This window comes from Phycisphaerae bacterium (genome assembly GCA_017999985.1).
In the GTDB taxonomy this organism is placed as follows: domain Bacteria; phylum Planctomycetota; class Phycisphaerae; order UBA1845; family Fen-1342; genus JAGNKU01.
Window position 1 is genome coordinate 82266 of the sequence record JAGNKU010000004.1, and the last position, 21458, is coordinate 103723.

Consider the following 21458-nt stretch of genomic DNA (forward strand, 5'->3'; position numbering starts at 1 on the left):
CGACGCCCGCTGGCCCCCAGCGGAAGGTGAACACGGACGGGTTGGCTGCCGGTGCCGCGGTCAGGCCGCGTTTGGACGCCGTCCGCGGGGGTGGTTTACTATCAACGCTTGTCGCCCCGAGTCCGAAGTGCCGCCCGCATCCCTCCAGCCTGAACGCGATTGTCCGCGTCGGCGCGCGTCCGGTCCGCGCGGGATATGCTGTCCATTGTGCCCAAGCCAGCCACGACACCGTGCGCGGATGATGTCTCAGGAAATGGGTTCTCATGTTCCGCGTCGGTTCGCGGCGGGCCGCGCGACGCGCCGTCGCCATGATGCGCTCCGGCAAGATAACGCGGCGAGCACCATCGCCACGGGCACCAGAAAGCACGGCAAGCCGACCGCCGTGGCGTCGATTTCGTGGAATTGGCGGACCTGCGGCAAAATACCCGGCAACGCGGCGATGTCGCCCAAGCCGAACTCCTCGCGCTGCCCAAGTGTCACCCAGAGCTTGCCCGACTGGCCCGCAGGGTCATACGCAACCAGGTAGTAGCGCCCCGCAACGGTGATGGGAATCGTCTCGGTCAGCAGAATCCACGAGGAGGTGCCGCTGAATGGCTCATCGAATTCCACCGGCTCCGCGACCTGATCTGAGGGAAACCGCTCAGCACCCAGGCCCGTTGGCACTGCAAACGGCAGGCGGGCCTGCGGCAGTCCCGGACCGACCAGCACGAGCGCGGGGCGATAGTTCGTTAGCCGCTCAAGCACCGGCACGCCGAGCTGGAAGTACAGGGACTGGCCCTCGTTGAGATGAAAGGTAAGCCAGAGCTGGGGCGACTCAGCCGTGACCTCGTGGTACACCACCTGCGAGAGATCGACGTCCGAGATGTAAAACGCCGTAGAGGCGTCCCGGGCGGAGCCATCGCTCAACGTGGGCCGGTGTGCCCACGCGACCGACGGCACACTGACCAGCAGAACGACGCCGAAAACCAATGCAGGTGAACGCACGACGATTTCTCCTGGACCATTGCCGCGCCCGGAACAAGCAATTATACAACATGCTGTTCGCGCGGGGCAGCACAATCAGTCCTCGCTCGGTTGGATCTCGGGCAGATTGGTGAACGCCGCGCAGTCCGCGCGACAGCGCCTGGCGGCTGTGCAGGACGAAATTCAACTGCATCGAGCCCCCGCCGCGGTTGGACCAGTGCGCGCGGCGTGCGGCCGCGGCCGCAATTACGCCCTCCCGGGCGGAGCGGCGCGCATGATACAGCGCGGTGCCATCGCCGACGCACAGGTCCGATCGAAGCCACAGCAACGCCGCCATGCAACAACTCTAGCTGGGGGCAGCAGGACACTGAATCCCAAACTCCCGTCGGCGTTCCCGCGCCTGCGCTATTACGGTGGCGCGCTCGTCGTCCGTCAGGCGATCGACATGCCGCATGATCATGCGCATGCGACGATTGCCCCGAAATCGCCGCCGGTTTCGGATGAGAAAATCCCAGTAGAACGTGGTGAACGGACAGGCTGCCGACCCGGTGCGTTGGGCTGGGTCGAAGCGGCAGGTCGCGCAGTAGTTGCTCATGCGCGCGATGTACCTGCCGCTGGCGACGTAGGGCTTCGTGCCGACCACGCCACCATCGGCATGCATCGCCATGCCAAGCGTGTTCGGCAGCGTCACCCAGTCGACGGCGTCCACGTACATTCCCAGGTACCAGTCGCTGATCTGACGCGGAGCCACCCCCGCAAGCAGCGCGAAGTTGCCGGTGACCATCAGCCGCTGAATGTGGTGGCCATAGCCGTACTGGAGCACCTGCCCGATGCACTCTCGCAAGCACACCATGTCGGTCTGGCCCGTCCAGTAGAACTCCGGCAGGCTACCGTGCTGGTCGAGCTCGTTCCGCGCCTCGTAACCTGGGCCCGCGTGCCAGTAGATCCCGTGGATGAACTCGCGCCAGCCGATGATCTGGCGCACAAAACCCTCCACACAATTCAGCGGCGCGGCAGCGGACTCGTACGCCGCGCAGGCGGCGGCGATGCACGCGCGCGGGTCCAGCAGCTTCAGATTCAACGCCGGCGACAGAAGCGAGTGATACAGGAAGGGCTGCCCCGACCACATGGCGTCCTGGTAGGTACCAAAGTGCGGTAGCCGGTTCCGGATGAAGTCATCCAGCGCCTGGCGAGCCTGGACCCGCGTCACTGGCCAGCGAAATCGTGCGAGGTGGCCTGGATTGCGGGCGAAACGTCGCTCGACGAGCACGAGCACCTCCTGGGTGATGGCGTCCATCCGCGGCGCATACGGCGGCGGCACTTGCGGTGCGCGCCGAAACGAACCGCGGTTCTGCTGGTCGTAGTTCCATTGGCCGCCCGCGGGCGCGCCGTTCGGTTCCACCAGGATGCCGAGCCTGCGGCGCTGCCAGCGATAGAAGTGCTCCATCACCGGCTGCTTCCGCCCAGCCATCCAGCCGGCGAATTCCATATCGCTCACGAGGAAGTGCCGATCCGGGAACGTATGCAACGGAAGCCCGGTGGCGGCCGCGGCGTCGTCCACCACCCGCCGGACGCGCCACTCTCCCGGCCGTGTGCAGCTGAGCGCCGCGGGCTTGAGCGTTTTCGCGGCGCGCCGAATCTCGCCGCGCAACGAGTGCGTGTTGGCGGGATCGTCCAGGGGCACGTACTGGACGCGAAACCCGCGACACTGCAGTTCGATGGCAAAGTGGCGCATGGCGGCCAAGAACAGCGTGGTTCGTTGCTTGTGGCTGGGTACGTGTGTGGATTCGCCTGCGACCTCCATCATCAGGACCGCATCCGTGGACGCATCAAGCCCGGTCAAGGCAGCGGCGTGTGGGTCAAGCTGATCGCCCAACACGATCGCCAGATTCCGTACCGCTCCCCTGACTCTCAGCGTCGGAAAGCGCTGCGAACGGACGGTGGCGTGTTCAGTGCGCATGGTTACGTGGGGTGTGCTTGCCGAGGACCGTCCCCGCTGTCACAGGCACGCCGCGTTCGGCCACCTGGCGGATTCCCTGTAACATGCCGTTGAATACCAGACCGTGCAGCGGCATCACCGCGTACCAGTAGGCCAGCCCCAGCAGTCCCCGCGGCTTGAAACGCGCGGTCTGGATCAATGCGCATCGGGCCGCGTCCTGGTCATCCGGGCGAATCTCAAAGCTGAGCAACGCCTCGCCCGGCAACTTCATCTCCGCCCGCAGCTCGAGGCGACGATTCACTTCAACGCCCGTTACGCGCCAGAAATCCAGCGCGTCGCCATAGGACAGTCGCTGCGGGTCGCGCCGGCCGCGGCGCAGGCCCGGTCCGCCCACGAGGCGGTCAAGCCAGCCACGCACGCGCCACAACCAGTCGGCGGCGTAGTAGCCCTGATCGCCGCCGATGCGGGTGACGGCGTGATAGACGGTCTCCGGCCGCGCGCGCACATCCGACATCCGCCGATCCACGAAGACCCGGCCACCGGACCAGTCGGGATCACCCGGCAGCGGCCCGGCGTCGAACCAGGCCGTCTCGATTTCATGAGCCCGCGTCCTGCCCAGCGCGGCATCGATCGCTTCGCGGATGGTCAACAGGCGTTGCGGCATGAGGCGCGCGGCGTCATCGTCGCGGCACACCACGCGGTTGCGCAGTCCCTCCGCCAGCGGACGGGCGATGCGGTGGCTCAGGGGCGTCACCAGGTGAATCCACAGCGAGCTGAGTCGCGGTGTCAGCACAGGCACCGGAATGATCAGGCGCTTCCGCAGCCCGAGCGCGGCGGCCATGACCTGCATGATCTCGCGGTACGTCATGATTTCGGCCCCGCCGATGTCGAGCGTCCGGCCGCTGGTCGCCGGGCACTCCAGGCAGGCAACCAGGTAGTGCAGCACATTCTGAATGGCGATCGGTTGCGCCTCCGTGCTGACCCACCGGGGGGTGATCATCACCGGCAGCCGTTCGACCAGGTACCGCAGAATCTCGAACGAAGCTGATCCGGCCCCGATGATCATCGCCGCGCGGAACACCGTCACGGGTACCGACCCCGAGGCCAACGCGTCTTCGACCTCGCGCCGCGACTTGAGATGCTCGCTGAGCTGCGGACCGGTTTCTCCCAATCCGCCCAGGTAGACAATACGTTCCAGCCCCGCTTCGGCCGCGGCTTCGGCAAAGGTCCGCGCCAGCACGCGATCACGCTCGCGATACGCTCGTCCCGCGGCCACCATCGAATGGACCAGGTAATACGCCGGACCGCAGCCGCGCATCGCTTCGGCCAGCGGCTGTCGGTCGCCGACGTCGCAACGCACGCCTTCCACGCGGGGGTCGGTGCCCCAGGAGCGTGCCTCCAGCTTGCGCGGCTCCCGTGCCAGGCAGCGGACACGGTAGCCCGCCGCCAGCAGCCGCGCCACGAGCCGGCCGCCGATGTACCCGGTCGCGCCGGTGACCAGCACGGGTTTTCGTTCGTCGGCGGCAGTCATGGTTGCCCTCTGATCGGGGCGGACGATCGCGGCTCTCGCCGGTGCAACGTGCTGCTCACGACTCGCGGCGTCTTTCGAGACCGGCGCGCAACACGACGTGGCTGATTATCGTCGGCGACCGGTTGCACCGAAAGATGGCGGATCGCCTCAGGGCCTTTCTCACGAGCCAATGACGCCGGTAGCTGTGGTTGGTATACTGCGGTCCGCAGGAGGCCGACATGGCTGCGAAGTGGGACAACCGAGACGCCCAGACGCCCGTCGCGGATCGCATCCGGGCGCGCCTCGTCGCCGCCCGCCGGCGCTTTCACGCCAACGACAGCATCGCCGACTTCATCGAGCCCGGAGAGCTGGAAGCACTTCAGGGCGAAGTCCAAGCTAAGCTCCAGGACGTTTTGGACACGCTCGTGATTGACACCGCCAGCGATCACAACACCCAGGACACGGCCCGCCGGGTCGCCAGGATGTTCGTCAACGAGGTCTTCCGCGGCCGCTACGCGCCGATGCCGCCGGTGACCGAATTCCCCAACATCGCCCGGCTCAACGAGCTGATGATCGTGGGGCCCGTGCTCGTGCGCAGCGCCTGCTCGCACCATCTGTGCCCGATCATCGGCCAGCTCTGGGTGGGCGTGATGCCCAACGAGCACTCCGCGCTGATCGGGCTGTCGAAGTACGCCCGGCTGGTGGAATGGGTGATGGCGCGCCCGCAAATTCAGGAAGAAGCCATCGTGCAGTTGGCCGACCTGCTGCAGGAGAAGATGCGCCCGGATGGACTGGCGGTCATCATGCGCGCGGACCATTACTGCATGCAATGGCGCGGCGTGAAGGACATGGACTCCAAGATGGTCAACAGCGTCATGCGCGGCAGTTTCCTGAAAAACCCCAATCTCCGCCGCGAGTTCCTGGCGCTGCTGAACAACCGCAACCGGTCGTAAGGAATCTGCGATGCTCGTGCGCTTGATTTACGCCAGCCGATCCACGAAGCCCATCAACGACGACATGATCCAGAACATTCTGGACCAGTCCGGCAGGCACAATGTCGCCGCGGGCATCACCGGCGTGCTGTGCGTCTGCCACGGCGACATCTTCATGCAGGTACTCGAGGGTGGCCGCGAAGAAGTAAACCAGCTCTACGCGAAGCTGGTCCGCGACGCCCGGCACACCGACGTCACGCTGCTGGACTATGCGGAGATCAGCGAGCGGCGTTTCTCGAGCTGGCGCATGGGGCGTGTAGATCTGGACAAGCTTAACCTCGGCATCGTGCTGAAGTACGCGGAAAAACCGCAGCTCGACCCGTTTCAGCTCTCCGGACGCGTCGCCCTGGCCCTCCTGGAAGAGCTCATGAGCACGGCAGCGATCATGGGCGGGGGCTGACAATCGCTGAGGGGCCGTTTTCGGCGTCCGCCGTCCCGCCGCGTGCCAGGGGCCACAGTGCTCGTGCGAACTCCACGGCGTGGCGCAGATTGTCGCCGTACGCGGAATATTGCATGCGCTCCCGCAGCTCGGCCGTCAGCATGCGGCCACCGACGAGCACGGCGACTCCGAGATCCTGCGCGGCAGCATACAACGGCGTGAAGTTGGCCAGGAACTGCGGCTCAGAATCGAAAGTGCTCACGCTGAGCCAGAGCAACCGCGGGCGCTCCGCCTGCAGAGCCTCGACCAGAGTGCTGGTCGGCAGCCCGCAGCCGTAGGACTGAGCGCGCCAGCCGGCCTCGCGCAGCGCGAGTTCCAGCATCGTCGTGGGGAGCGAATACGGGTCGCCGGCCAGCGTGCCGCCGATGGCCTGCGGCGCGTCGGGCGCGGGGAGTGGAAGCAACGCTCGCAACTGAAACAGTACGCGGGTACAGATCTCGACCGCCCGGCGCTCTTCGTAGATTGCCAAATCTCCATGCGCCCAGCGCTCCCCGACCGCGCTGAAGGCCGGCCCGACCAAGTCGTCAAGGATGTCGGCAGCGGATGTACCGGCGAAATAAGACCCGAGCAGCAACCGGCACACGACGGGTTCGTTTCCTGATGCGAATGCCGCTTGCGTCGCGTCGCGCAGCGCCGCGTGGTCGGCAACGGCGGGAGGTGTGACCTCCGGCAGGCCAAGCAGACCGGGTCGCACGAGTTCCAGGCGACGTTCACGGACAAACTGAACGATGCCGCTCAGGGGGAGCCGGCGGTGTCCGCCGGGGGTTCGCACCGCCGGCAGAAGGCCCTGATCACACCAGCGCTTGAGCGAGGCCTCGCTTACCCCGAGGGCCTGGGCGGCTTGGCGAGTTGTGATCGTGCTCCCAGCCATGATCGTTATGAACGATTATATCAGTTTGATGGTGGACTGGCAAGAGGCGACTGCGGCGCTGGCGGGTGGAGATTCATGAAAATGTAAAGTTCTTTCCTCAATATGTTTATAGCATACACCCACAAAGCATGCCCGCCGTGACTTGACTCGTACAAAAACGGTGCTATATTTGAGGCATGAACGATTTGAGCGAATACAGGGCGACGATGATCCCGCGTACCGCAGCCAGCCTCCCCAGCATGGTCACCCCGGTGAGGCGCCGCGGGCGGGCGCCGGGGCACCGACCGAATCACTCCGCCGCACCGATGACCGTCGCCCGGCTAGCGAGCTGTTGCTAACGAGGAATGGACCAGGGACCTTTAACAGGAGAAACGTGATGATGACGAGTGCGAAAGTTGTTCCGACGTTTGCGAGCGTGGCGCTCCTGGTGCTCTTGGCGGCACCTGTCCGGGCCCAGGAAGCGTGCGGCGGTTCCAAGAACATCGTCCAGACGGCGGTCGCGGCGGGCCAGTTCAAGACACTGGTCAAGGCCGTGGAGGCCGCCGGCCTCGCCGACACTCTGAGCGGCAGCGGGCCGTTCACCGTCTTTGCTCCCACCGACGAGGCGTTCGCGAAGCTCCCGGCGGGCACGCTGGAGTCTCTGCTCCAGAACCCCGCGGCCCTTAAGAGCGTGCTGCTGTATCACGTGGTCCCGGGCAAGGTAATGGCCGCGGATGTTGTCAAGCTGAAGTCGGCCAAGACGGCACTTGGCCAGTCCGTGCGGATTGATGCCTCCCAGGAGGTGCGTGTCGGAAACGCGAAAATGACGAAGACCGACATCGCCGCGAGCAACGGCGTGATTCACGTGATCGACACCGTGATCATCCCGAAGAATGACATTATTGAAGCCGCGCGGGCCGCCGGGTCGTTTACCACGCTGCTGACGGCGATCGAGGCGGCCGGCTTGACCGACACCCTGCGCGGGGACGGCCCGTTCACGGTTTTCGCGCCGACGAACGAGGCGTTCGCGAAGCTGCCCAAGGAGACGCTCGACGCGTTGCTGACGGACAAGACCAAGCTGGCGTCGATCCTGACCTACCATGTTGTTCCGGGCAAAGTGCTGGCGGCCGACGTGGTCAAGCTGACCGAGGCCAAGACTGTGCAGGGTCAGAGCGTGAAGATCTCCGCAGCGGATGGCGTAACGGTTGACAACGCGAAGGTAGTGAAGACCGACGTGTCGGCCACGAACGGCGTGATTCACGTCATCGATACGGTGATCATCCCGGGTTAGTTGCGGGCCGCCTGGTTCACTGCAATCGGCTGCTTGTTCAGAAAGGACGAGATCAAACATGAAGACGCTGGATATCATTGCTGCGGTTTTGCTGGTGGTTGGTGGTCTGAACTGGGGTCTGGTCGGGCTGCTGAATTTCGACCTGGTCGCCACGCTGCTCGGTGACGGATCGCTTCTGGCCAAAGCGGTATACACGCTGGTCGGTCTGGCGGCGGCCTATCAGGCACTGACGCTGCGGGCAATTCAGAAGCGTTGGCACGTGAAGCCTGTCGTCGCGTGAGCCCGCTTGGAGACCCGTGTGCTGTCAGGGAGCGTCCGGTCGTTTACGCCGGGCGCTTCCTGACGCATTGCTGGACAGGGGGCGAGGAAGTGGACGCTGAAGCAGGGAGTCGCTCCCATGTTCAAGATCGCGGTTGTGTCAGGCACGTTGCTTTTAATGGTCGCGTTGCTGGGGGCCTTGGCCGTCCTGGTCGCCGGCTGCAGTCTGCACCGCCCGGTTTCGGCAGCGCGCGTTTCGAGCCTCACCGTTGCCCATGGGCCTGAACCGGCGTTAACCGGCACCGCGCAGACGCCTGATGCGGCCGCGGACATCGAAGTTGTGCGCGTCGGCGGGGACATGCACACGGCCATGGAGTTCATCAACGGCGAGTTTCGCAGCGGCGTGTGCCGGATTTCGACGCCGCTACCGGAGGGCTATCCGGCACCGACCCCGCCCAACACGATCGAGCTGAAGCGTTACCCCGCCGTCCGACGAGCTGGCATCGGTGGGAGCATGTCGCCGGACTGGGGTATGAACTTGGCGTTCTTCCCGCTGTTCAATCACATCAAGCGACGTGAGATCGCGATGACCTCCCCCGTGGAGCTGGACTACGCGGGGCTGGGCGCGCCCGGCGCGACCAAACCGACCGAGTGGACGATGTCGTTCCTGTACCGCACTCCTGAGCTGGGGCCGGCAGGCATTGATTCTGAGGACACGCGCGTCCTGGTGGAAGATGTCCCGCCGGTGACTGTCGTGGCGCTCGGCATGCGGGGACCTTACCAGCTCGAGCATGTGAATTCCGGCCTTGCAGCCCTGCGGGGCTGGTTGGCGAGCCAGTCCGACTGGGAGGAGGCCGGCGACCCGCGCGCCCTATTCTACAACGGCCCGGAGGTTCGTCCTCGCGATAAGTGGTCGGAGGTGCAGATCCCGCTGCGCCGAAGATAATGTGGTAAGCAAATGGTCAACCGGTGCGTCCTGTCCTCGGAGGGTACGACCGGCGCAGGCCCCGCATGAAAGAGCCATGTATACCGGCCCGAACCTGAAGCTGATTAACGCAAAGCAGGAGATCTCGAATGCTGACGTCATCCTCTCCCGTGGCGACCCTTGCGGCCTTGGCAGCGGGTTGCCTGCTTTTCTCCGGCTGCTCGATTCCGCTGCCCTGGCCGGAAAGCCCGCTGTATGAAACGCCCGCCAACGATCCGAACTGGGTCGCGCCCGCGAGCAAGGCAGAGGCCATGGCGGCCATGGCGGGACATTATGCCCACTACGACATCGTCGCCTACGAGGGCGAGACCGCCAATGGCCCGCTGTCCACGTTCATCGTCTCGTATGGCTTCACGGACCTGGTCATCGAAGACGGAGAGCTTGTCGCGTACGACACCTTCTGCTCTGCCAAGTACATCGCCAATCAAAACTTCGACACGATCTTCTCGGATGCCGCCACACAGGCCATTCAGCCCCCTGGTGCCATCGTCGACGTGTATGAGGAGAATGGGGTGTGGAAGCTACGGCGTCCCGCGACGCCGACGCTCAATGGCATTGGTGGCGACCCGAACGTGCCGCTTTCCACGGACCGCAACGATCCCCTGATCAGCGACGATGACCATGACGGAAAGCCTGGCGTGACCGTATCCGTGAAGCTGTTCGGCGTTATTGAGGGTGAGATCTATATCGCCCGGCGCGAGATATTCGCAAACGAAATGGCGCTCTACTCCGATGGCAGCCTGCGCGGCAATGTCATCGACGACTCGGAGCAACTGGTGATTGGGGCGTCGCTCGCGATTCTGGACACGCCCAACAACCCGCCCCAGCGGCGCGATCCCGGCCTGAATCCGATCATTCTGATACCGGTCTCGGATGACATCGACACCTGCGAAGAACTCATGGCCATTCGAGATTCGCTGTTTCCCCCCGAGCCGAAATTCTGAACCTGCGTAAGCCGTACATGGAGCGGCTCGGCCCAAACGCACCAGCGCCCACGCGGTCATAGCGGCATTTCGCCGGCGTGCCTTGGCGCTGGAAGAAGTAGTGCGTCATACTGGGCGCTTGAGGCAGGATTGAAGCAACGCTGGAATGCGAGGTTCCCAATCATGGTTGGTGCTGTCGCCATTTCTGAGCTTGCCTGGGTCGGGGCCCCCAAGGCGCTGCTGCGGCCCGTTGCGTTGTTCCTCGCGTTGCTCGCCTCGCCGGCAACTTGGTCTGCGTTGTCGGACCCCGGGCCATTTAGCGCCGGATGGGTCGAGGTTTCGGTGCCACGTCCGGGGGGCGGCGACTTCAACGCTTTGCTGTTCTACCCGGCCACCACTTCCGGGCAGGGAGCCGCCTACGATGGCAGCGGCGCCCCGTATCCGGGTATCACTTTCGGTCACGGCTGGATCACGGCGGTCACCCGTTACCAGAGTACGCTGGAGCATCTCGCGACCTGGGGCTACTTCGTGATCGCGAGCGAGTCTTACGGCGGGCTGTTCCCCGACCACTCCGCCTTCGCCGACGACCTGCGCTGGTGCCTGACGTATCTTGAGAACCAGCACGCGGATCCGGGCTCGTGGCTTCACCAGCAGGTGGACACAGCGAACTTCGGAGCTTCCGGTCAGTCCATGGGCGGTGGGGCCAGCATTCTGGCCACGCAGCGCGACCCACGAATCCGCGCACTGGCCAACATGGCCGCCGCAGAGACGAATCCGTCAGCAATCACGGCAATCGCCGGTATATTCGCACCCGTCTGCCTGATCGCCGGGGACGAGGACTCGATTGCGCCGCCGGTGTCACACACGATTCCGATGTATGACAACGCCCACGCCCCCCGCCGACTGCCGCTTCTTGACGGCGGCTGGCACTGTGGGTTCCTGGACAGCAGCTTCTTCGGCTGCGACAGCGGCGCGCTGCCCCGCGCGACGCAACTGGCCCTGACGCGGGGCCTGCTCACCGGCTTCTTCAACCTCTACCTGAAAAACGACCAAGCGGTCTGGCGGCACGTGTGGGGTCCCGAACTCTACGCGGAGCCGTTGATCAACAACACGTGCGTGGATCCGGGCATCATGCTTGATCCCAACCAAATTACTCTGCACGGGTTCGGCGGACAGACGGTGCAGGCCGAGTTCCTGCTGGTGAATTCCGGCCCACTCCCGACCAGTTACACGCTCCTGGTCGAAGACCACGCCTGGCCGACGACGGCCGCGCCTTCGCCGACGCCAGTGCTGAACCCCGGCGAGTCGCTGGTGGCGTGCGTAACGGTCCAGATCGCAGCGGGCGCGGGAACAGGCTCCGACCTGGCCTTGCTCAGCGCACGCTCGGATCTCGATGGCGGGACGCGCACGTACGCGACGCTGGCAACTCAGCGCTGGCTGCGCGGCGACCTGAACGGCGACGGCGACGTGGACGGGGCGGACTTTGCTGTTTTCAGTGGCTGCCTGACGGGACCGAACACCGACATTCTCGGTGGCTGTAACAACGCTGATCTGGACCTGGACGCGGACGTGGACCTCGCGGATTTCGCGTCTTTTGAGCTGAACTTCGGTGCTGGCCCGTGAATACCGGCAGCGATCGGGCCCAGCCGTAGTGCCGTGAGACAGATTGAGTTCCGCAGTTGTCGCCGTTGCGTCAGGCCAGCCATGGGCAGTCACACGCGAAGTGGCAGGATCCGTGAATTCGATCTCTGATTAGTGAGGAGTCCTGAGGGTTGCGGCCGGCAGCCGCTGCGGCTTGTAGTCGCGGCGGTTCGTCAGGATCCGCGCAGTCACGCGGGTCACCTTGAGCGCCACCGCGGTCACTGCGTCCAAGGAATGCAGGCCCTGGCCGCCTTTGCTGATGTGGCGTTTCACCTTTTGCCGAGCCGCGGCGGTGACGGCGACTGTGCGCAGGTCGGTGGGTTGCATCACCCGTACACGCGGGGGGCGTGACGCGACCAACCACCGCGACTTCCGGGAGCTACCCGCCCAAGCCGCTTTCCCGGCTCGACATGCGCCGACGCGGCGCAGCCCCGGCACGCAGCGTGCGAACTGTTTCCGCCTCACCGCTGCACCCGCGTCGTCAGCCCAGGAACTCGACGGTGACGATGCGCTTGCCCGGCACGCGCACGCGCACCCAACCGCGCGCGTCCAGCGTCAGATCGCGCTCCGGCATCTCCTCCAGCGTCACTTGCCGCACGCGCCGCCAGCGCTGTCCCCGCTCGGCCGGCAGCGCGAACTCGGTCCGCACGCGCTCCATCGGCGAGCGCGACGCAGGCGGTCCGCTCCACCCATCGTTCAGGCGCAGCGTGGCCCGCACGGCCGTCGGACGCGGATTGAACACCCGCACGATCCAACCGGCGCCGCTTTCACTCTGTTTCACCGCGCTGACGTGCAGTCCCTCGGGTTCGACTTCAAGAAACGCCCGCGAGCGCGGCTGCGAACCGTGCTGCGTGGGTCCGATCTGCGCCGCGAGCACCGGCACGTTGAACCGCTCCGCGGCCGCCCAGACGCCGCCGCGCGCCCAGTCGCCGGCGTGCGGCGAAACCGCGTAGCGGAATGTGTGCCGGCCGGGGCACTGTGCGCCGCGCGCCTGGTCCGGGTAGTCCGTGCGGTTCGGGACGAAGAACCGCAGCGCAAAGCAGCGCAGGAGGGTCAGGCTGAGCGTGCTCTCCGCGTCAGCGTGCGCTTCGTACGCCTTGAGCCCGTCGTTCAGGAGCGCCAACCCGGCCCGGCCATCGCTGACGTCTATGAAGGCGTCCATTGGCTGCTCGGGTTGCGGCGGCTCATCGAATTGAGCCGCATCCGGGAGTGCCGTCGGGCGCGTGACGACGTCGAACGGACTCTGCACCTGCACGGTGTCGGTCCGCAAGCCAGTCGGGAACGACACGCGCAGGTAGTGATCCTCCGCGACGTTTTCGAGCTCGGTCACGATCTCAACCCATGGTTCCCCGCGACGGAGCGTGACCCGGTTGACGATCGGATACGGCACGCGCGTCGCGCTGCGGGCCCGTCCGTCGGGCGTGAGTCTAGCCGGCAGCTCCCACGGCAGCTCGACGCGAAACGTCGTCTCCAGCGGGCCGTCGTGCACAAGCGTCACGACGGCGCGCACGTCACGGGTCGTCAGCAGCGTATCTTCCGCCGGGGCCTCGTGCTGCCACGGATTTCCCGCCGCGCCGGAGTCCCGGAAGTACCCGAGGCCCGCGTAGTGCCGGCGGGTGCGCTTGTCCGCGATGTCCAGCGTACCGTTGGCGTTGATCGTCACAGCCAGCAGGTCGTTTGCCATCGACTGCGGGCCGGTACGGAGCGACGCGTGGCGCGCCGGCCGGCGGCGCTGCGCGGGCCGCACGCGGAACGTGCGGTACCCCAGGCCGGGCAGTGCCGGCAGCAGCGCCCGCAGTTCCTGGCGCTGCACATTGAGAAACGTGAACACGTCGTGCGGGTTGTGCAGCCGCTCGGCAAAGGGCGCCGGCGGTCCGCAGCGCTGCACAGCAACGGGCCGCCCACGTTCATCGACCAGCTCGAAATCGGTCGACTTCCATTCGGCCGGTAGGTCCAGCACGAGCGGAACCACCGCGTCGCGCACCGACGGCAGCGGGTTGTAGGCCACCACGGCGACGTCTGTGGCGGGCCAGTCGCGCAGCTCAATCGCGCCGGCGATCTCGCGCAATGCCTGCTCCAGCACGCATTCCCCGATCTCACGCGCCTGCCGCGACCGATAGAGCATGTCGTCGTGCACCACGTCGCGCCCGCAGCCACCGATTGAATCATGACTGTGGTTTTCCAGCAGCCAGCGGCCCGCGCGGTCCAGGAACTCACGCGGGTAGGGCGCGCCCAGCAGCGCGGCGAACGCGGCCAGCGGCTCGGCGAGGGCAAAGAGCAACCGCTCCGTGTGGCAGTTGTCCTGCTTCAGGTATGTACGGGCCGAGATAATCCAGCCCAGCAGCGCGCTCGTGCTGCCGCGCGTGTAGGTGTGCCGCATTTCGCCGGTCACCACCGGCCAGTCTGCCCGCCTGTGCTGGCGCAGCCCGTCCTGAAACGCCGCCAGCGTACTGTGGTAGACGTCGGCCGTGCGGCGCAGCGCGCGGGCGGAATCCGCGATCAGGCGCACCTCGCGCACATCCGGGCAGGACAGGTCATGCCCGGCGGACCAGAGCCGGTGCGGCGTGCTCCAGTCGGCATCCTGCTCGCGGAGCGCCTGGCGCGCCGCGCGCGGCATGACGCGCGCGTCGTACCGATGCGGCGGATGCGCGAGTTGGTACTCGAATTCGGCGTGCGCCGCATCGGCAAGTCGAAACGGTGCCCCGCCGTGCGACCACGGGCGTTCGAAATCGTTCAGTGCGTCCAACGGCACGCCCCAATACGCCGGCCGCTGGAGTACATACCAGGCGTTGTAGCGCGGCCGCGCGCCCAGCCGCGACGCGATGAGCTCGCTGCCGTCGGGCCCGCGCCAAATGAACTCGGCCCGCGGCGCGACCAGCGTATTGACGCCCCGGTAAAACATCATCACGTCGATGCCGAAGCCGCGGTAGAGCTGCGGCATCTGTGAGATCTGACCCCAGGAGAACGGCGAGTACCCGGTCTTGGCGACGGCGCCATAGCGCCGTGCGATCCGGTGTCCGAGCAGCAGATTGCGGATGAGTGATTCACCCGAGACGCAGAACTCGTCCGGCAGGCAGAACCATGGTCCGACGATCAGACGACCTTGCCTGACGTGACGGCGCAGGCGCTCCTCCTGCGCGGGGCGAATGTCCAGGTAGTCCAGCAACGGCAGCGTCTGCGAATCCAGGTGGAACGACTCGTAGCGCGGCTCCCGCTCAAGAATGTCCAGCAGCATGTCCATCAGGTAGACGAGCATGTGCCGCGTGCGTTGCGCCGAGTGCTTCCACTCTCGATCCCAGTGCGTGTTGGAAACGAAGTGGCACTGAATGCGCTCCTGTGCTGCCCGGCGCTGTGCTGCTGCCCGCTTGGTCATCGCCGCAAGTCCCCTTGCCCCGTCACTCGATCTGCCGGAGCACGGCCTCAAAGCTCGTGCAATACGCCGCACACAGCTCGCGCGTGCCGCTCTCGATGATGTTCCCACCGGCCATGCCGAGTGGCGCGAAACCGGCCAGTCGCACAGCGCACACACCCGCGCCGCTGTCCTCCAGCCCTATTACCGTGGCGCGCTCCTCGAACGGAATGCCCAGCCCCACCCGGCACGCCTCGGCGTAGAGCCACGGGTGCGGCTTGGGCGAGAGCTCGCCTAACGTACCCACTTCGCCCGCGCGCAGTGCATGGCCGGCCGTGATGATCGCGTCATAGAACGCACGCGGATCGCCGAGATCCAGCGTGCGAAACGCCGACACGATCTCCGGCCACGCCTTCTCGTACAACCCCGAGGTCACCAGCGCGATGCGCACGCCGCGGGCCTTCAGCCGCAGCAGAAAATCCTTGAGTCCCGGCGCGGGCGCGAAGGCGTCCGCGCGGCCGCGCCCCGCCAGAACCTCGGCCAGTTCACGCCGCGTATGCTCGAAGTAGAAACGCCGGGCCTCTTCCACGGTCCTGTCCGGGCAGTACTTGCGAATTCCGTACTCCAGGTGCTCGGAGACACTATGCCCGGAGACACATGGTACATCCTCGTCTGCGAGCTCAAACTTCGGCTCGCCGCGCAGGCTGGCGAGCGAGAGCTGGATCATCCAGATCCAGAAGTGCTCGCTGTGGACGCTGGTGCCGTCCAGGTCCATGAGCACGGCCCGCACCGGCTTGCGGACAGTGACGGGGTGCACCGGGTAGTACGCAGGATAGCCGAGCTGCGATTTCACATACGCCAGCGCGTGGTCAGCCCAGGCGATGAACTCGACCTTGTGGTCGCCCGTCGCCGTGATCGACACCACGCCGTCGTGACCGACACGGTGCACGCCATCGGAGGCCGCCGCGAGCGGCACGCAGCCTGAGCAATCCGAGATGGGGCCGAGCGCAGGGATATCGACGAGTACGCCCATCCATCCGTTCCTGGCCCGTGCGGTGGGCCGCTGCCCCGGGGATCATCGCGACCGGCGCGGTGCTGTCAAGACTTGCCCGCCGAGGCTCCACTTGTATAGTGCCCGCGTGGCCGACACGTCAACTTCATTGCCGGCAAGCACGCTTGGGCGACGCGCGCACGCGCTCGACGCGCTCCGCGGCTTCGCGATTCTCACCATGGCGCTGTCGGGCATGCTGCACGCCTACGACCTCCCGGCCTGGATGTATCACGCGCAGCGCCCGCCGCCGAACTACGCTTTCGACCCGGCCTTGCCGGGACTGACCTGGGTCGACCTGGTGTTTCCGTTCTTCCTGTTCTCGATGGGGGCGGCGATGCCGCTGGCGCTGACCAGCCGGATCGCGCGCGGCGCCCGCGGGTGGCAACTTGCGGCGTATGCCGTGCGGCGTGGGTTGCTGCTCCTCGCGTTCGCCGTATATGTCGATCACATCGTGCCCTGGAAGTTCGAGGTGGCTGGACAAGTCTCGACGGGCCGCTGGCTGTGGTCGCTGCTGGCGTTCGCCCTGCTATTCCCTGCCTTGGCGCGGCTGCCGGGCCATTGGCCCACGTGGCGCGTGTGGGCGGCGCGCCTCGTCGGCTGGGGCGGAGCAAGCGCGCTGCTGGCGACAGTTCATTATCCGAACGGCACCGGCTTCTCGCTGGAGCACACCGACATCATCATCGTGGTGCTTGCCCACACGGCGACCGCCGGCATGCTGCTCTGGCTGATTTCGCGCGACAACCTGCCGCTGCGGCTGGGTTTCATGCTGGTCGTACTGACGATCATTCTTGGTGCCGGCCCGCCGGGCTGGCTGCATGAGGTCTGGCACGTGCGCTCGCCACAGCGGTCCTTGCTGCTCGCGGGCTACCTGAAGTACCTGCTGATCGTCCTGCCGGGGACGATTGCCGGCGATGGATTGCTGGAGTGGCAGCGCGGATCAATGCACGGTTCTCGCCCGGGCTGGAGCCGGCCGCGCTACCTGGCGCTGCTCGCGCTGACGCCGGCGCTATGCGTGCTGGTCTGCGCGGGATTGCAGGCGCGCTGGCTGCCCGGGACGACGTTTGCATCGTTCGCCCTGCTCGCGGCCGGCGCCGGGCTCGTCGCTGGGCCGCGCACGGACCTGGAAACGCTGCTGCGTCGGCTCTACGGCTGGGGTGCGTTGTGGCTGGTGCTCGGCTTGCTGGTCGAGCCGTTTGAGGGTGGGATCAGGAAGGATCACGCGACGATCAGCTACTACTTCGTGACCAGCGGGTTGGCCGTGCTTTCGTTGATGATCTTCCTGGTCTTGATTGATCGCTTCGGGCGCGGTCGTTGGCTATGGCTGCTGATCGCCAGCGGGCAGAACCCGATGGTGGCGTACGTCGGCATACGCAACCTGGTGCCGCCGGTACTGGGCCTGCTGATGATCGAGCGCACCGTCTCGCGGTGGCCGTTGACGGCGTGGCTGGGCTTTGGCTGGGCCTGCCTCAAGACGGGCCTCGTTGCGGCGGCGGCAAGCGTGTGCACGCGGTTCAAGATCGTGTGGCGGACCTGACCCGCGGGGTTCCGCCGCACGATCACCGTACCGGCGGCGCCGACCGCCGTCTGGCTGGCCCATATAATCGGTCCGGCCGCAGCGCGCTGGCGCCGTTGCCTGTTGATGAGGAACACGGATGAGCACATTCCTGGATGCTGGCGCGATCGAATCCGTCCGGCTGGCCTGGGCACAACTGCCGCCCCGCTACTCGGTCGATGTGCTCGTGGCGGGCGGTGGACCCGCGGGCTGTGCCGCCGCGATCGCCGCCGCACGCGAAGGCGCCCGTACGCTCGTCGTCGAGCAGTTCGGCTGCCTGGGCGGCATGGGCACCGTGGGACTGGTGCCGGCATTCTGCCCGTTCACAGATCGCCAGCAGACCATCACGCGCGGTGTCGGCTTCGAGATCCTGCAGGAGATGATGGCTGGCATGCCGCATCTCGACCGCGACAACGTGGACTGGGTACCGATCGACGCCGAGCTGCTGAAGGTGATCTATGATCGCCGGGTGACTGACGCCGGAGCACAGGTACTGTTCCTGACGCACTTCGTCGACACGGCGGCGGCGGACGGTCGCGTGACTTCCGTACTGGTCCACAACAAGTCGGGATTGCAGCGCGTCGCGGCGTCGGTGGTTGTCGATTGCACCGGCGATGCCGATCTCGCCGTCGCGGCCGGCGCCGCGTACGAAAAGGGCGACCCCCAAAGCGGCGAACTGCAGCCATGCACGCTGTGCTTCATACTGGCGGGGATCGACAACCAGCGGCTGCAGAAGTGGCTGTGGGCGGACAACGCGCGAAACTTGTTGCTGAAGGACGTGATCGCACAGGCCAAGGCGGCCGGCGACCTGCAGATCATGGAGGAAGGGGCGAATGTCGCGTACCAGTCGCCCAGCACGATCGGCCTGAACTTCAGCCATGTGTTCGAGGTCGATGCCACCGACGCCGAGCAGCTCTCCCGCGCGCACCTCGAGGGTCGCCGGCTGATTCGCCACCTCACCGACTTCATTCGCAAGTACTGCCCTGGTTGTGAACAGGCTTACCTCGTCCACAGCGGCAGCCAGATCGGCGTGCGTGAGACGCGGCGGATTGTCGGCGACTACGTGCTGACGTTGCACGATTACCTGGCGCGACGCTCGTTTCCGGACGAGATCGCGCGCAACGCCTACTACATTGATATACACCTGTCGCGCAAGCAGTGGGAGCAGCAGCTCGGCCACGAGATCGACTGGGAGGCGCAGACGCACCGCTACGCACCGGGTGAATCGCACGGGATCCCGTATCGCTGCCTGATCCCGCGCGGCCTGCGGAACGTGCTGGTCGCGGGGCGCTGCATCAGCACGGATCGCGCGGTGCAGGGTTCGACGCGCACGATGCCAAACTGTCTCGCGATGGGCGAGGCCGCCGGCTGCGCGGCAGCGCTGGCCGCGCGCCAACACGGCGGCGATGTGCGCGGCGTGGATACCGGGGCGTTGCGGAAACGCCTGCGGGACCACGGCGCGTACCTGCCGGCTGTCGACCGCCCGCGCCGCCAGGCGTAACCGCGTCAGCTCGTGCCCATGTCAACCAGCAGCGCGCAAGGCGTGGCCTGCGCCTGGCGTTGCAGCTCGATGCGCAGCACTTCCAGCACCTGCTGCATCTCCACCAGCCCGGACAGGTCGATGACGCGGTTGCTGAGCAGCACATAGCACCGCGGGATCGTCGCGCCCGCGTCGGAATAGCGCGTGTACGTCTCCGCGAAGTCCGCCAGATCACGCTCCGCCAGCGCCACCGTGCTGCCGCGGACGTCGGCGTGATTCGACGCCCAGCGGATGGTGCCCGCCTGATCCAGCACGCGCACCGCCTGTCGCGCCTCCGGCAGGAACTTCCACAACCGATGCACGACGCGCCGGGCAGTCCAGATCTCAAAGCCACCGGCTTCGAGCACCCGTTGCGCGGGTTGCCCGTTTCCGCCAAGGCTGGCCGCGACCAATGCGCCGCGCTCGGCCAGACTCAGTTCGGCCCGGCGCAGCTCCTGCGCGCGAATCTCGGTCGCCCCCTCCGCCGTGGCCCGCAGCAGATTCCGCTTCGCATCGACCTCGACGAAGACCTCAACCGTCTCCGCGGCCGCGCCCATGCGCAGGACGCTCGTGAAGGCCTCTTCGCGGATGCGGCGGATGTCCTCTTCGTTCGGCTCGATCACGGTCCGCTCGACGGAATCACGCACCAGGGCCAAGGCAGCACCGATTGCACTGATCACATCCGCGTTCTCGACCGTCTCGAACGGCAGCCCCATGACCCGGGCCACATAGGGCACGATGGCCGAGGCTCCACCGCCGCCGCCGATCAAACGCACTACGCCCGGATCCAGCTTGTAGTCGCGCAGCAGACCCTGAATGAGCACTGTGACCTTCCTGGCCGCGGTCCTCAGGATCGCGTCTGCCAGCGCAGTCCCATCCTTGAACTTCAGCATGTGGGCAAGCAGGTCGAACACGGGACGAATGCACTCCTGATGGCCCCGCGCCGGATCGCCTTCCGGAACGAGGCCCAGGTAGTTGCTCGCACAGGTCGGCGTGACCGCGGCTTCAATCAACTCGGCCTTGGGCAGCGTGTTCTCGTCGCCTGCGCGACACAAGAAGTCGCGCCGCGGACTCACACCCACCGTCAGAGCCCCGGAGCAATCCGTGGCCGGCCCCGGCGCCATGATGGATTCCGGCCGCGTCGGCAGAAAGCTCACATACGACAGACCCGCGATGTGCGCACTCCGCGGCCCTACGTCCACGATGCAACCGTCCCGGTACTGCACCAGCGACCCGCCGGCCAGCCCCACCGTGCGCACATCCAGTGTGCTGACATGCAGCTTCTGCCCGCCAATCTCCGCGCTGCGAATCTGGCAGCGCCCGTTCTTGATGACGCTGATGTCCGTGCTGGTACCACCCACTTCCAGGAAGACGCCGTCGGACACGCGCGCGTAGAGCAGCGCCGCGGCGACGCCCGCGGCCGGACCGGAGAGCATCGTCAGGATCGGCCGGCGCCGCACCTCGGCGATGTCCATCACGCCGCCGTCGCTGCGCATGATCATCAGGGGTGCCGTGATGCCCGCGGCGCGCACCGCCCGTTCCGTCAGCTCCGCCGTGTTGAGCATGCGCGGGATCATGCTGGCGTTGATGACGGCCGTGCGCGTGCGCACGCCCAGCCCGTGCAGCCGACTGACGTGATGTGTCGCCGTCGCCGGCAGGCCGCGCCGCGCGGCCACAGCGCAAACCAGTTCCTCGTGGCGCGGATCGTCCACGCTGAAGGCCTCGGCGGCCACGATCACTTGCGCGCCCGCGCGGCACAACTCGTCCAGGGCCGCAGCAACCGTGGTTTCGCTGACGCGCTCGGAACGGATGAAGCGTTGGCTGATCGCCAGGTGCCGCCCGGGGGCCAGCGCGATCGACGGCAGCGCCGTCTGGCGGCGTGCCAGCCAGGCCCCCGCGCCGCCGCCCATCCCGACGATCCCGACCGGCGCCACATCGCCTTCGAGCAGCGCATTCGTCGCCTGCGTCGTCGAGTGCGCGATCAGCACGATCTCGTCCGGCGCAATCGCACATCGCCGCAGTATTTCCTGCAGGCTCTCCACCACGCCGCGCGCCACGCCCTCTGCGGCGGTGTGGGTCGTCGGGACCTTCGACCGTCCCACCAGCGCGAGCGTGGCGGCGTCGATTGCGACGGCATGGGTAAACGTGCCGCCCACGTCGATGCCGATCCGGATCTTGCGCTGGCCGGCCATGCGC

Annotated in this window: 17 protein-coding genes; 9 read left to right on the plus strand and 8 right to left on the minus strand. The window is 66.5% G+C overall.

Annotated elements, in window-relative coordinates; genetic code table 11:
• Positions 1–261: 261 nt before the first annotated feature.
• The 3 genes from KA383_06850 to KA383_06860 all read right to left on the minus strand — a co-directional run bounded on the left by KA383_06850 (position 262) and on the right by KA383_06860 (position 4433).
• Positions 262–984: a hypothetical protein gene (locus KA383_06850; GenBank protein ID MBP7745836.1), complete on the minus strand. Its 723-nt coding sequence runs from the start codon at positions 982–984 to the stop codon at positions 262–264.
• 325 nt (positions 985–1309) lie between these two features.
• Positions 1310–2923, minus strand: coding sequence for a cryptochrome/photolyase family protein (locus KA383_06855; GenBank protein MBP7745837.1), 1614 nt, complete (start codon positions 2921–2923; stop codon positions 1310–1312).
• On the minus strand, positions 2913–4433 hold the full coding sequence (locus tag KA383_06860; GenBank protein MBP7745838.1) for an SDR family oxidoreductase: 1521 nt from the start codon (positions 4431–4433) through the stop codon (positions 2913–2915). Before KA383_06860 ends, KA383_06855 begins: the two co-directional genes overlap by 11 nt.
• A 218-nt stretch (positions 4434–4651) precedes the next feature.
• Between KA383_06860 and KA383_06865 the strand changes: the two genes are divergently transcribed.
• Together KA383_06865 and KA383_06870 are read left to right on the plus strand one after the other, a co-directional pair.
• Positions 4652–5365, plus strand: coding sequence for a GTP cyclohydrolase I (locus KA383_06865; protein ID MBP7745839.1), 714 nt, complete (start codon positions 4652–4654; stop codon positions 5363–5365).
• Between the two features lie 10 nt (positions 5366–5375).
• Positions 5376–5804 carry a BLUF domain-containing protein gene (locus tag KA383_06870; protein MBP7745840.1) on the plus strand — a complete coding sequence of 143 codons (429 nt, stop codon included), beginning with the start codon at positions 5376–5378 and terminating at the stop codon, positions 5802–5804.
• Here the strand turns inward: KA383_06870 and KA383_06875 are convergent.
• Positions 5788–6714 carry a helix-turn-helix domain-containing protein gene (locus KA383_06875; GenBank protein MBP7745841.1) on the minus strand — a complete coding sequence of 309 codons (927 nt, stop codon included), beginning with the start codon at positions 6712–6714 and terminating at the stop codon, positions 5788–5790. The two genes, KA383_06870 and KA383_06875, sit on opposite strands and share 17 nt — an antisense overlap.
• 379 nt (positions 6715–7093) lie before the next feature.
• Between KA383_06875 and KA383_06880 the strand changes: the two genes are divergently transcribed.
• From KA383_06880 to KA383_06900, 5 genes are all read left to right on the plus strand, one after another.
• A complete protein-coding gene (locus KA383_06880) occupies positions 7094–7984 on the plus strand; it encodes a fasciclin domain-containing protein (GenBank protein MBP7745842.1) in 891 nt (296 codons plus the stop codon).
• A gap of 58 nt (positions 7985–8042) precedes the next feature.
• The gene (locus KA383_06885; protein ID MBP7745843.1) at positions 8043–8264 is read left to right on the plus strand and encodes a DUF378 domain-containing protein; all 222 of its coding nucleotides are present in this window, start codon (positions 8043–8045) and stop codon (positions 8262–8264) included.
• A gap of 117 nt (positions 8265–8381) precedes the next feature.
• Positions 8382–9188 carry a heme-binding protein gene (locus KA383_06890; protein MBP7745844.1) on the plus strand — a complete coding sequence of 269 codons (807 nt, stop codon included), beginning with the start codon at positions 8382–8384 and terminating at the stop codon, positions 9186–9188.
• 128 nt (positions 9189–9316) lie between these two features.
• Entirely contained in the window at positions 9317–10171 is an 855-nt protein-coding gene (locus tag KA383_06895) for a hypothetical protein (protein MBP7745845.1), read from the plus strand.
• 162 nt (positions 10172–10333) lie between these two features.
• A complete protein-coding gene (locus KA383_06900) occupies positions 10334–11773 on the plus strand; it encodes a hypothetical protein (GenBank protein ID MBP7745846.1) in 1440 nt (479 codons plus the stop codon).
• 129 nt (positions 11774–11902) lie between these two features.
• Here KA383_06900 and KA383_06905 read toward each other — a convergent pair whose 3' ends face one another.
• The 3 genes from KA383_06905 to KA383_06915 form a co-directional block, all read right to left on the minus strand.
• A complete protein-coding gene (locus tag KA383_06905) occupies positions 11903–12118 on the minus strand; it encodes a hypothetical protein (GenBank protein MBP7745847.1) in 216 nt (71 codons plus the stop codon).
• A 154-nt stretch (positions 12119–12272) separates the two neighbouring features.
• Positions 12273–15164: a hypothetical protein gene (locus KA383_06910; GenBank protein ID MBP7745848.1), complete on the minus strand. Its 2892-nt coding sequence runs from the start codon at positions 15162–15164 to the stop codon at positions 12273–12275.
• A gap of 22 nt (positions 15165–15186) precedes the next feature.
• Entirely contained in the window at positions 15187–16173 is a 987-nt protein-coding gene (locus tag KA383_06915) for an HAD hydrolase-like protein (GenBank protein ID MBP7745849.1), read from the minus strand.
• A gap of 106 nt (positions 16174–16279) precedes the next feature.
• Here KA383_06915 and KA383_06920 point away from each other — a divergent pair, with 106 nt between their 5' ends.
• Both KA383_06920 and KA383_06925 read left to right on the plus strand, forming a co-directional pair.
• Positions 16280–17725 (plus strand): DUF5009 domain-containing protein, encoded by a 1446-nt coding sequence (locus KA383_06920; GenBank protein MBP7745850.1) that lies wholly within the window; start codon positions 16280–16282, stop codon positions 17723–17725.
• A 118-nt stretch (positions 17726–17843) separates the two neighbouring features.
• Positions 17844–19244: an FAD-dependent oxidoreductase gene (locus tag KA383_06925; protein MBP7745851.1), complete on the plus strand. Its 1401-nt coding sequence runs from the start codon at positions 17844–17846 to the stop codon at positions 19242–19244.
• A gap of 5 nt (positions 19245–19249) precedes the next feature.
• On the opposite strand, the gene KA383_06930 is transcribed toward KA383_06925, so the two are convergent.
• The gene (locus tag KA383_06930) at positions 19250–21454 is read right to left on the minus strand and encodes a hypothetical protein (protein MBP7745852.1); all 2205 of its coding nucleotides are present in this window, start codon (positions 21452–21454) and stop codon (positions 19250–19252) included.
• Positions 21455–21458 lie beyond the last annotated feature (4 nt).